Here is an 11,908-nt window from a genome sequence, read left to right on the forward strand (position 1 = left end):
TTTAACTTGTTACTAGTTTGTATCAAAAATAACAAGTATATTCTTAGTTTTAACTGACGACATTGTGAATGAGGTGATTTAATGGAAACACTAGTCATTCTTCAACTAGTCTTAATAGGCGTATTAATGTGGTTTTTGCGAAAAGAACAACGTGAGAAGGACTCATTTGTGTCCAGGCAAATTGACAGAAGTGAAGAAGTGAAAAAGACGTTAATGATGGGGCTTGCATACCGTTTTGATTATCCCAGAGAACGAAATGATGAGGACGATATTGTATTTAAAGGTGGGTCTGATCTTTTTATTAAACAAACCCCGATGGAATTCGAGGATTTTGTAGCTCGCATTCTGAAACAACACTACGGTGGAAATATCTACACCACACCTGAAAGTGATGAGTATGGTATTGATTTTGAACACTACTTGGATGAAGAGTTATTTATTGGTCAAGTTAATGTATCTAGGGAGAATATTAGCGCCGGTCCAGTTGCCACCTTACATTCGAACATGGTCAGAAATGGGGCCAAAGGCGGTTATGTCATTACAACAAGTAATTTCACTAAATCGGCCTATGAATATGCCAAAGACCTCGACATTAAATTAATTGACGGCGTTAAGCTTGTTGATTATTGGCTTGAAACGATGGATGCTAAAATTTACGAACCAGACGGTGAATATGCATGAATATTTAAGCATTGAATTGGAGAGCAATATAGATGATAAAGACCGCATAAAGCACTCTAAAAGGGCGCATATATTTGAAAATGGGTAACGTTCGACAGGTTTCGAGTCGCATATAATCTAAAAAGCGGCGCATAAATGTAAAATAGTAGCGCATAAATCAATTGACTAACTTCAAAAATTCTACAACCAAAAAGCATTGGATTAGGTCCAATGCTTTTCTAATTACCATATTGAAATTTGGCTTCAATCCTTACACTAACATCCAACTGTCCAGGCTCAATTTGGGTTCCACTTGATGCTTCCGTTAAAGCAAAGGTTTGATAAGGGCTCGGGCCTTCTGTAAATTTTTCCTCAATCTTTAAAGGCACCGGATCAAATTCAACTCCCATAGATTCAGCTAAAGTCTCTGCCTTAGCCACCGCATCGTCTAAAGCGCGAGTCAACCCTAATTGATAGAAAACTTCCGGATGGCTGACAGAGAACCTTATATCCATCACTCTATTGGCGCCAGCTTCAACTGCAGCATCAATCACCCGCCCAACATTTGATATGTCATCAATCGTAACACTCAAAAAGTGTGAAACCTCATAACCACGGAACTGTTGGATTCCGTCGACATAATCATATTGTGGCTGAATGGAATAATCCATCGTTTGAATCTCTTGACGCGCGACGCCTTGCTGCATGATCGCACGAATTACCCTGTTTATGTTCTCAGCATTTTCCCTTTGAGCCTGTGTTAAATCTTGATTTTCCGTTACGACTCCCAATTTTACTTCCGCCACATTCGGTTCTGTTGTCACAATCCCTTCACCCATCACCGTCATCGTCCGTTCTCTTTCCGACATCATCTACCACCTCTTTTTAATCCTCATATTATTTCATGCGAAGGACTATAAAGGTGTGCATAAATGAAAGTCTGAGTGTATTATAAATTTCAAAAATAAAAAGCGCACCAAAAAAGGTGCACCCTTTATTCTACTAAATCAAAATTCTCAAATCCTGTATTTGTATTAATGGCTTTTGTCATACCTTCGTAATCAATGACTAGATAATGTTCTCCCTCGTGAGTTTTCTCCTCTACTAACTCACCTTCTATACGTTCTAGAGATTCCACATCTACAAATGCTTCTTGCAAGTCTTCAAAAGTTAAATCAAGTGGCTCATCAACCGGCATATGTTTATAGTCTTTAAACTTCCACTCTCCATCTTCTTTCACAAATTCCACATCGTACTCAGTGGTTTCCTTATAAGCACCATCACCTAACTGGATAAAAGCTAAAACAAAGTGCTGATCCGAAAACTCTTTCAAATCAAAACGTGTATTTAGATCACTAGGCTGTAAAACACGATATAAATGATTATATATAAAAAATTCCTGAAAATAATTCTCCGCCCATTGATCGATGGTTTCACTAGAAATGTTCTCGCCTAACTCTGATTTCGTTTCTTCAACAGCGTTTGTATACGCCTCTGATTCCTCTTCTACCCCAAACCACTCTTGCTTCTCTTCCTGGAGGTTTTGCATCGTATTGATGGCGAAATACAACTTGCGTTCAGCGATACTTCGCGCTTGATCGACGCTAATTAAAGATGTAACAGGTTCATCCTTTTCTTCTTCTTCTACTTGCTCACCTTCATCTTCAGACTGATCAGGTTCTTCTTCAGAATCTTGTTCTTCATCATGATCTTGTTCTTCCTGATCATCTGATTCACCTGTATCATCAACCTGCACTTCCTCTTCGGGTTGTTCGTCAACACAACTAACTAATAACAGGCAAACTAAACATAACCAAACTAAATGCTTCATTCAATCCCTCCCAAATCAACAACCACATAGCACTATGATAAACATATTTTAATGAAACCTAATCTAGAAGTCTATAACATTAGAAAAATTAGCCAAAAATAAGCCAGATTAACTACATGCCATTTTAGACGAACAGATATAAAAGTTAGTTTCAAATTTCTAAAACAATAGAGAAGAACATATCTATATATAAATACCTTTCGAGAATATAAGGGTTTTTTATCGGTTAATTTTGGAAAAAAGTTAACTTTTACTGGAGGGACTTTTATGAATCAAATTGTGTTAAGGGATGCCGCTCAAGATGAAATTCCGATGGTACGTAAGCAACGCCTGCAAGCTTATCAGGAATACACTAGTATTTTGAATAGCTTTCACTGGGAGGCACTCAGTGGAACCTTATCATCGGATGCAGATTTAGAGACGGAAGTTGACGTGATCATCGCTGAGACCACAGAGGGTATAATTCTTGGTAGTGTTGTTCTATTTCCCGCTAAAACTATGGCATATGGCGATTGGACAGATGCACTCGACTATCCGGAGATACGTATGCTAGCAGTCAATCCAGAAGCTCGCGGCAAAGGAATTGGCAAAAAATTGGTCAACGAATGTGTGAGGCGGACAAAGGAAAAAGGTTTCACAAAAATCGGATTACATACAGGCTCATTTATGACAAATGCGATGAAACTTTATGAAGGCATGGGCTTTAAGCGCACACCGGAATATGACTTTGAACCAGCAAACGATGGTATTATCGTACAGGCCTATGTACTAGACTTGTCCTCTTAACACTAGAAGGCTTGGCCATTAGCCAAGCCTTCTATTTTCATCACTTTTAATAAAATAACGAATCCCTTTGTTTGCCATCGTTTCATCTTGATATCTAGGTAATATATGTAAATGAGCGTGATGAATCGATTGCCCACCAACTTCCCCACTGTTCCATCCTATGTTATAACCATCTGGTTGGTAGCTTTTATCTAAATGCGCCTTAACTCTTTGCAACAGTTCATAAGTCGCTCGCCACTCGTCCTCTCTCAGGTCGAAAACCGTTTCTCGATGTTGCTTAGGTACAATTACTCCAGCCCCTTCTAAAGTCACACCACTTACCTGAAATTGTGTCAATTGAAGAAAAACACATAGGTCATTACTCATTATTATTTCTTGATCTTGTTCTAACTCTGTGTAACAAAATATACACAGCCTTCTTTTAAACCCAACCATGCCACCTCCAATTTTCGATTTTTTCCCTTCCTTTTTTCACCCATTCATAACAACCTTCTACAAACTGTTCACTGTAACCGAAATAGATAACTCCCAAAAAGTAAATTCAAGAAAAGAATGTAAAATCCTGCATCATCATGTCACTTTTTCTATGGTATTCTAAGGTAAAACTTCACGAAAAAATTTATATTTATGGGACTTTTTCTAAAACGGATCGTCTAAAAAGTAAGAGCAGGATAAAGTAGGTGATAACTTGGAAATGGATTATACCGACCGTTATTTACTTGAAATGACAAATGAAGAAGTAATCGATATCGTAATAGATTCCTATGGTGAAGAACTGAAACGCCTTATTTTCACATATGTAAAAAACTACGCTCAGACTGATGACATTTTCCAAGAAGTTTTAATTAAGGTTTATCAAAACTTCGATACCTTTCAAGGGAACTCTTCTTTAAAGACGTGGCTTTACCGAATTACGATTAATAAATGCAAAGATTATCTAAGGTCACCATTTCATAAAATAATTAGCCACTATCAAGAAGAGGTAGGAACGTATCATAATGTTCCATCCGCTGAACAGCAAGCCATCTCAAACGAACAAGAAAAAATAGTTGTTAACGCTATCTTGACCTTACCGGTTAAATACAGAGAAATTTTTGTTATGAAATTCTATCAATCTTTTAGTATCAAACAAATCAGTGAGGCTTTAAATATTAATGAATCTACGGTCAAAAGCAGAATAATGAGAGGTAAGAAGAAAGTTCAAAAGAAAATTGGAGGTGACATTCTTGAGCAATATGAATAAAAAGCTAAAAGAAGAATTTAATCGACAAATTAGCTCATCACCTTTAAGCAAATCTGAAGATCGTAAACGCTTTGATGAGTGGCTTCAAACAAACAGAACAGTTAAAAAGAAAAGGTATTGGGTGCCTCAGGTTGTGACAGTTTTACTCCTTTTAGGCCTAGCCACAGTTTTACTCAGCACAAACGGAAACATTTTCAATATATTATCAACTGATCAACATCCTTTTGAAGAATTCTATGAGGAATCCTATTACTCTGAGGACTTTGAACTGATTGATTACGTCGTTGGTGTGTTTCATGACCAAGATGTTCTTGCTATTTATGATGGACCTCCTGCCATGGATACTTCAGTTACAGAACTTCAAGTAGGATATTTTCAATATAGTGAAGATGGCCACTGGATTAATATGCGGGGGAGACCACTCTCTATGTCTAACCCTTCTGTGTGGGAAGTAGATGAAGAACAATATATTTACACGCTTAACACAGACAAAAGCATAAAAGAAGTTAGAGGTAATGAAAAGACGTTTAGTAAAATTACTTTAGATCATCATATTTTGTGGTACAACACAGACTCTTCCCTGTACACAGATTTACATCAACAATCTGATCAAAGTTTTAGTGAAGTCAACATTGGTACACCAGATGAGTTACTATCAACTGAAAAAGGTAAATTGTCAGTAAGACTGATCAGTGAAGAGGTTTTACAAGGGGCAGATGGCATGCATAAGCTGTACGACAGTGTTGCTGGAGATTTTTCAGAATTTAAAGCTCAGTCCGGTTTCGGAGTCTTTAAAAAAAGATACCCCACTTTACCGATAAATCAAGAACCTGTATTTTTATTCTTTGATACAGAGACACTCTTATATCAAACAAATAATATAAATGACGCTATTGCTTTTGCAAATAACTACTATTTAGAAGATGAAGTAAAGACACTAGGGGAAGAGTTTAACACCTTACTAGGAGATGCTGAGGTTGAGAAAGGATATATATACCATGACAAAGAAGAATCTGCGAAAAACGTTGAAATCAATAATATAGACCTTGATAACATCATAAGAGAAACGTCTGATTTAAAATTAGAAGAACAACAGGAACCTGTAATCACTGATTATAAGATCGAATTCGAAACAAGTGATAACCGTAGCATTACAATCGAATTCAATGAAGACGGTCTTGTATTAATGGAGAACTCTAGTGAAGCTGACTTTTATTCAATCAAAGGTCAAAATGAGTTAATGGAATTTGTAAAGGGCATTGATTTTAAATAATTTTAGAAACCCGCGAAGAGCAAGCATACAGGCTTGCTCTTTATTTTTTGTTAATAGTCCTTGACTAAATGTTAATAATAGTTTACATTATGTTTAAAATACTTAACATTTTAAAGGAGATCCATATGCTTCGAAATCGTGTAAGGGAATTAAGGGCTAGGCACGGCTATTCCCAAACGGCGTTAGCTAATCGTGTAGATGTCACAAGACAAACAATTGGATTCATTGAAAAAGGAGAGTTTTCGCCCTCCATTACGTTGTCTTTGAAACTAGCTAAGGAACTGCAAATTAGCGTTGATGAGTTATTTTGGCTGGAGGAGGATTTAGATGAATAAAAATGATTTTCGAATACAAGTGCCGTTGTGGAATATAGCTTTATGGTTCATTCTAATCATTTGGACTTATGGAGTTGTGTATTTAGTTGACCTAATTAATGGTGATTTTGAAGGTGTATTTAAGGTGGAAAACGGTGAACTAACAGCTGATTTTAACGTGTTGCCCTTATCTTCGGTAGTAATAGGTTTGGTCCTGCTAATCGTTTTTTTAATAGCATACTTTTTTAAACTTAAACGGCATAATGACGAACACCCTATAAAAATGAATTTCATTACATTTTTAAAGCCTGGAGAATTTCTTGAAGACGATGAACTACTTAAACAGGTGACAGAGAACGCAACAAAGAGGATCTACATTTTTTATTCGCACGCATTACCTTTACTCATTTTCTTTATGGTTATTTTTCCGTTAGATCGCTATCTATATGTTGTCATGTTATTCCTATTGTTAATAGGGCATAATGCGATGTACTATCTAGAAATTAGAAAATTTTTATCTGGGAATTACAAACTTCATACTAGCAAAAGAGTGAAAAATAACCGTTTTTCAAAGATGTTTGTGACTGTGATGTTAGTAGCCCTTATAGTAGCGATCGTCTTTCCGATTAACCGTGTTAATCAAATCGATCAAAACCAACAAGAACTCCTGAGTGAGTATGAATCTTGTCTTAATGAAGGGAAAACAGCTACCATTGATTTTACCGGCGAGACAACGGTTCGATGTGACTAATACAAAAGCTCCGTCAATACATTGACGGAGCTTTTCATCTAACTTCCGAACACTGGCCAGCCTTTTTGGTGGGCCAGTTTCTCCATGTCTTCATCAGGGTTGACGACAACTGGGTGATCGACCATCTCTAAAAGTGGACTATCGCTTTCACTATCTGCGTATGCCCACAACGTGACATCATCTAAAGTAAGATCGCGATTTTTAAGCCACTCCTGCACTGCTTCGGCTTTTTTCTTACCATTCACGATATCACCCATTTTGCCAACTGCGATATCATTTTCGTCATAAAATAACTCTGATCCAATAATATCAACGTTTTCAAAACCGACCGCATCTTTAAATGCCACTAGAAAAGGATTGAGTGCACCAGATACGATAACAACTTGATCGCCATCCTCAATATGCCGCTTCACCTTGTCCACTAAAGGTCTATTCACACGTTCTAAGTCTCCGTGTGCAAGGGCGTAGAAAAACTCCTCCAACTCCTTTTTTGACTTACCTTTAAAGGATTTCACAAACGCTCTGAAGAAGGTATGTTTAGCTGGAGCTTTTCCTTTAGTAACCAGTTTCCCTAAAGCTTTGGCCGTGCCAAGACCAACCTGTGACCATTGTTTTAGGCTATACTGCTTCTTCGCGACATCAAACATAACCTTAAAGGAATTCCCTTGATACAACGTCCCATCAAAATCAACCGTTATAACTCTCACATGAACACCTCTTAAATACCGTTAGATTTTGTATTCTATTTTAGCATATATTGGGAAGAATGTATGTTATATAACTTTTTGTTTTTTTGTTAGATATGTTCTGAAAAATTCCAAAAAAGGTCTGAAAATATTTTTTTGTATGTCTTTCGACAAGATTCGCGCCAATTAATTTCTGAAAAGGGTCTGAAGCCATTAAAAATAGGTCTGAAACGAAAATTATTTGGTCTAAAAAACTGCTTCAAAGGACTTAAAGTAGTTTTTGCTAAAGTCACCATAGCTTTTGCACGGATTTATGCGCTAATCTTTTTCTATGCCTCTCCAGAACTGATTGAACATCAGATCCATTCGCTCGTACATAACTTCAACCTCATAACGTTGCATCTCCCAGAACAATCCATCCATTAGTCCTTGGAATGATATAGCTAAATGGTCTGGGTTGAAGTTTCCAATTTCACTTGTTTCCATTCCTTGTTGAAATATTTGATAAAGGACGTCATACTCTCCTTTTTCCATCTCCGCAAACCTGTTTCTAATATCTTCTTTAAGAAAATCAGGCGGAGAGATAATCAATCGCACTAAAAACTTAGACTTTAGTTCTTCTTTATACTGAAAATCTATTGCTGACTTTAAAATGTTGTATAACTGATCTTTTGCTGATTCATGTTGATGACTTTGAGACTCCACTACCGTTAGATGGCCATCTAACAAATCATGATAAATTGCTAAGAAAAGATCTTCTTTCCCGTTGAAGAATGCATATACAGACGGGGCTTTAATCCCCACTTCATTTGCAATCTCCTTCATGGTCATCCCAAGAAAATCACGCTCAGCAAATAGTTTAGTAGCTGCTACTTTAATGTTTTCCTTCGTAGACATAGAACCTCCTGAAATTACCTAACGAATGTTAGTTAGTTAAACTATAAAAAAAAGATTCACCTTATGATTATTTTTTGATCAACCCCTTTTTTCAAAATATTTAGGTACCTCTAATTTGTTTTAAAGGAAATATTAGCATAGCGAATAACTGAATACAACGACTTTTCTGAAAAAATTAAAGTAAACGTTTTCTTATTAAAACGTATGCGATTTCATTTACAGGAAAGGGATAAAGTGGAAGGTGAAATAAGATTTGTTGTAGATTATTTTCTAGTAATTAAAGAAAAATTATATTAATTGTAAGCGTTTTGCCAACAAGAATTGAATGTTCATTCATGAAATAGTTGCTACCTTTATAAAAAAGGTCTGAAAATAAATTTTTTGTAAGTCTTTCGTGAAGATTGGGCCCATTTTTTTTTAAAAAGGGTCTAAACCCACCAAAAACAGGTCTGAAACTTGTCTACAGGGTTCTAAAAAGAACAATAATTATCATCCAAACTAGTAAACCTAATAAAGAAAAAAGATTGCTGAACGATCAGCAATCTTTAACCTATAAATACTCACGTTTCAGCACTCTCATTAAATAAGGAGCTCGATTTAATATAAACAAACTGACTTCGTTGGTACTCGGCTTGTAAGATTGATTTAAATGGATTAATTGTTGGTCCAATAGTGGGCGTAGTTTTGATAAGGTATCGTCATAGATGGCAACGTTTTCTTTGTTAGATTGTTTTATGAGGTGCCACAGTAATTCTTTATCTGACAGCTGCAGTTCAGTCATAGTCTTATAAATGAATTGTTCACGTTCTGGTATGCGTTTCAATATTTCACCTTTGCTCATTTAGCAAATCGACTCCTTGATTCAATCAAACGTTTGATTGAACTCCTATAAAATCCTCTAAAGTCTGTTTCATGTTTTGAGCATCTTGATAGCCAAGATCATATAAGGATGTCAGTTTACGCTTACTTTTTTCCATTCGCCCGACTTTCAACTTTTCAGATGGGCTAATGACAAGGACATTGCCTTTCTTCTCTTCTTCAAAAATATATTCTAATGTCTCATTATAATGAGTATGTCGTTTTTCTAGTGCTTGAATTAAGCCTGGATACTCATAATATTTTTTGCGGATATACCAGCTAAACGATTGTGGCTTTTTGTAGTATCCTCTATTCCTCGTTAAGATGACAATATTTTGTTCATTACCATCTTTAATTGATTGCTTGATCGGAACGGGGTCAGCTATGCCGCCATCCATTAAGTACCTACCTTCAAACTCCACTACCGGAGACAGTAGTGGTATTGAACTAGAAGCACGAATCAATGTCAAGGCATCATCTGCGTACTCAGATTTTTTATAAAAAACTGGTTCTCCCGTCATACAATCTGTGACACCAATAACAAACTCGTCTTCTGTTTGATCAAAGGTTTCATAGTCAAAAGGCACCAATTCATTCGGCAACCGATCAAATAAGAAGTCCATACCAAACATCTCACGCTTTTTGATAAAATTTCGTAATGACAAATATTCTGGGTGGTCCACATAGTCAATGCTGACTTCACGGTTGCGGTCCTTCTGCCTTGATATGTAAGACGAACCATGACAAGCACCTGCTGATACACCGATTGTATATGGTAAATACATCTGCTCTTCCATTAAATAACGAAGGACACCTGCTGTATAAATCCCCCTGCTACCTCCGCCTTCTAACACTAACCCTATGCTACTCATGACAAACTCCTCTTACTACGTTACGTTAAAATTTTAATTCAATTTTAACATAAGTAAGCGAGGTAATTGGTTTTATAAAATTAAGAAGCACTCAAATTTACACGAATAATTTTCCAATCAAAATACATAGAATAACACTACACAACATGAGCAAAGGGGCTTAGATATGTTTCGTCATAAACCTGTTTGGGTGAATATTGATGTGCCAACGAAATGCTACACCCTACACCGCGAATGCTCATACACTAACCGAATGTGTGAAACACCTTATAAGGGAGTCGGGAAGTTAAAACGGGATGGTGGTTGGATTCGTTTTAGAAATGAGGATATTGCGTTGAAGCGTCAACAAGAAGAATATGAACAGTACGAGCTAATCATTCATTGTAAGTGAAATGTCACCTGAAAAGGTGGCATTTTTTCATAAAAAATTGCAGGAAGGGGGAGTGGGAATAGGTGGGGCCTTCCTGCAAACTATGTACTTCTCGCCAAAATCATTTTTATTTGCGTTACCCCATTGACGAGCTTTCCACATAATCTATCTACGACAAAACATTGTCGAATTCCTTCATAATTTTAAAAAATTTATATTTCCTTGGAAGTAATTATCATTTTTTCTGATATAATGGTGCTCGAAAGGGGTTTAAAGTAATGTTCTCTACAAATTCAGAGGTATTCATACAACCTGTCGGAATAAATAAACATAACATTTTAAACGGTAAAGAACCGATTGGCGAAATTAGGAAAAGGTCCGATGCGCCAGTACATATACAGAATACAATTTATGCTTTAATCAGTTTGCACACTTGTAAAGCAGTCGATGTTGAAATTGTTGATCACGAAAAAGGCGTCGTAGGATATATCCGAAAATCTTCTGGGTTACGCGCAAAGAAATTCCATTTATTTAAAGGGGATCAAACTTATGTAGGTTCCGTTGAAAGTGGGTTATCTGTTAAGAATATTAAAACACTCGACAAAAACGAACAGCCTTTATATAAGCTTGAGGTTTCATCGAGTGGAATAGATTATAATATTTTAGAATTTGAGTCTAATCAGGGGGTCGCATCCATACGCAAACGATCAATAGTATATGAATCGATTAAGGACAACCTATATAATGCTGATGGATATTATATAACAATTCCTGAGGACCCTGTAAAAGCCTTACACTTCATTGGCATTTGTTTTACCATCGGATTCTATCAATCCAGTTAATCGATGAGCCTATTACTCCTCAATGGGCTCATCTGGTCCCGGTAGCTCTAATTGATAGAAAGCTAAATCTAACCAACGACCAAATTTATAGGCGGCATATTTTACGGTGCCCACATGTTCAAACCCTAACTTCTGATGAAGCTTAATACTTCCCTCATTTGCCGCATCAATCCCCGCGACCATCATTTTATACCCATTTTGCTCAGCTACAGTTATAATCTCTTTTAATAAAGTTTTGCCGCGTCCATTTCCACTATGGCTACGTTTGATATAAACCGAATGTTCGACCGTGTATTTGTATGCAGGTCGACTTCTAAAAGGCCCATATGTCGCAAACCCTACAACCTCTCCATCATCTTCTAAAACAATGACCGGAAGTTCAGCCTCTTCTTTTTCACGAAACCATTGTTTGCGGTTATCGAAAGAATATGGTTTATAGTCATAAACTGCTGTTGTATGAAGAATGGCTTCATTGTAAATCTCTAAAATAGATTGAAGATCGTTTTCAGTCGCTTTTCGAATCAT

Annotated in this window: 16 protein-coding genes; 8 read left to right on the top strand and 8 right to left on the bottom strand. The window is 36.6% G+C overall.

Translation table 11 applies throughout. From position 1 onward, the window contains the following. Positions 1-81 precede the first annotated feature (81 nt). Positions 82-681 carry a restriction endonuclease gene (locus tag EDC24_RS08865; RefSeq protein WP_124221772.1) on the top strand — a complete coding sequence of 200 codons (600 nt, stop codon included), beginning with the start codon at positions 82-84 and terminating at the stop codon, positions 679-681. 218 nt (positions 682-899) lie between these two features. Here the strand turns inward: EDC24_RS08865 and EDC24_RS08870 are convergent, their stop codons facing one another. Both EDC24_RS08870 and EDC24_RS08875 read right to left on the bottom strand, forming a co-directional pair. Next, complete coding sequence (locus EDC24_RS08870; RefSeq protein ID WP_170158526.1) at positions 900-1,529, bottom strand: SIMPL domain-containing protein; 630 nt, start codon at positions 1,527-1,529, stop codon at positions 900-902. A 125-nt stretch (positions 1,530-1,654) separates the two neighbouring features. After that, positions 1,655-2,491, bottom strand: coding sequence for a hypothetical protein (locus EDC24_RS08875; protein ID WP_124221776.1), 837 nt, complete (start codon positions 2,489-2,491; stop codon positions 1,655-1,657). A gap of 279 nt (positions 2,492-2,770) precedes the next feature. On the opposite strand from EDC24_RS08875, the gene EDC24_RS08880 reads away from it, so the two are divergent. Beyond that, entirely contained in the window at positions 2,771-3,277 is a 507-nt protein-coding gene (locus EDC24_RS08880; protein ID WP_342769356.1) for a GNAT family N-acetyltransferase, read from the top strand. 18 nt (positions 3,278-3,295) lie between these two features. On the opposite strand, the gene EDC24_RS08885 is transcribed toward EDC24_RS08880, so the two are convergent. Beyond that, complete coding sequence (locus EDC24_RS08885; protein WP_124221780.1) at positions 3,296-3,712, bottom strand: HIT family protein; 417 nt, start codon at positions 3,710-3,712, stop codon at positions 3,296-3,298. Positions 3,713-3,971: 259 nt separating this feature from the next. On the opposite strand from EDC24_RS08885, the gene EDC24_RS08890 reads away from it, so the two are divergent. From EDC24_RS08890 to EDC24_RS08905, 4 genes are all read left to right on the top strand, one after another. Beyond that, complete coding sequence (locus EDC24_RS08890; protein ID WP_124222085.1) at positions 3,972-4,520, top strand: RNA polymerase sigma factor; 549 nt, start codon at positions 3,972-3,974, stop codon at positions 4,518-4,520. Continuing rightward, entirely contained in the window at positions 4,504-5,793 is a 1,290-nt protein-coding gene (locus EDC24_RS08895) for a hypothetical protein (protein WP_124221781.1), read from the top strand. The genes EDC24_RS08890 and EDC24_RS08895 overlap by 17 nt, the downstream gene beginning before the upstream one ends. 125 nt (positions 5,794-5,918) lie before the next feature. Then, positions 5,919-6,128, top strand: coding sequence for a helix-turn-helix transcriptional regulator (locus EDC24_RS08900; RefSeq protein ID WP_124221783.1), 210 nt, complete (start codon positions 5,919-5,921; stop codon positions 6,126-6,128). Continuing rightward, the gene (locus EDC24_RS08905) at positions 6,121-6,858 is read left to right on the top strand and encodes a hypothetical protein (RefSeq protein WP_124221785.1); all 738 of its coding nucleotides are present in this window, start codon (positions 6,121-6,123) and stop codon (positions 6,856-6,858) included. The genes EDC24_RS08900 and EDC24_RS08905 overlap by 8 nt, the downstream gene beginning before the upstream one ends. Positions 6,859-6,896: 38 nt before the next feature. Here EDC24_RS08905 and EDC24_RS08910 read toward each other — a convergent pair whose 3' ends face one another. From EDC24_RS08910 to EDC24_RS08925, 4 genes are all read right to left on the bottom strand, one after another. Continuing rightward, positions 6,897-7,565 (bottom strand): HAD family hydrolase, encoded by a 669-nt coding sequence (locus EDC24_RS08910; RefSeq protein ID WP_124221787.1) that lies wholly within the window; start codon positions 7,563-7,565, stop codon positions 6,897-6,899. A 297-nt stretch (positions 7,566-7,862) separates the two neighbouring features. Next, positions 7,863-8,441, bottom strand: a complete 579-nt coding sequence (locus EDC24_RS08915; protein WP_124221788.1) for a TetR/AcrR family transcriptional regulator — start codon at positions 8,439-8,441, stop codon at positions 7,863-7,865. A 550-nt stretch (positions 8,442-8,991) separates the two neighbouring features. Further along, positions 8,992-9,282 carry a hypothetical protein gene (locus EDC24_RS08920; protein ID WP_124221790.1) on the bottom strand — a complete coding sequence of 97 codons (291 nt, stop codon included), beginning with the start codon at positions 9,280-9,282 and terminating at the stop codon, positions 8,992-8,994. Between the two features lie 25 nt (positions 9,283-9,307). Continuing rightward, positions 9,308-10,171 (bottom strand): patatin-like phospholipase family protein, encoded by an 864-nt coding sequence (locus EDC24_RS08925; RefSeq protein ID WP_124221792.1) that lies wholly within the window; start codon positions 10,169-10,171, stop codon positions 9,308-9,310. Positions 10,172-10,337: 166 nt separating this feature from the next. Between EDC24_RS08925 and EDC24_RS08930 the strand changes: the two genes are divergently transcribed. Together EDC24_RS08930 and EDC24_RS08935 are read left to right on the top strand one after the other, a co-directional pair. Further along, complete coding sequence (locus EDC24_RS08930; protein ID WP_124221793.1) at positions 10,338-10,562, top strand: hypothetical protein; 225 nt, start codon at positions 10,338-10,340, stop codon at positions 10,560-10,562. A 257-nt stretch (positions 10,563-10,819) separates the two neighbouring features. Beyond that, the gene (locus EDC24_RS08935) at positions 10,820-11,383 is read left to right on the top strand and encodes a hypothetical protein (protein WP_124221795.1); all 564 of its coding nucleotides are present in this window, start codon (positions 10,820-10,822) and stop codon (positions 11,381-11,383) included. Between the two features lie 12 nt (positions 11,384-11,395). On the opposite strand, the gene EDC24_RS08940 is transcribed toward EDC24_RS08935, so the two are convergent. After that, positions 11,396-11,908: a GNAT family N-acetyltransferase gene (locus EDC24_RS08940; protein ID WP_124221797.1), complete on the bottom strand. Its 513-nt coding sequence runs from the start codon at positions 11,906-11,908 to the stop codon at positions 11,396-11,398.

Origin of the sequence: Aquisalibacillus elongatus, assembly GCF_003843875.1 — a bacterium.
Classification (GTDB): domain Bacteria; phylum Bacillota; class Bacilli; order Bacillales; family Alkalibacillaceae; genus Aquisalibacillus; species Aquisalibacillus elongatus.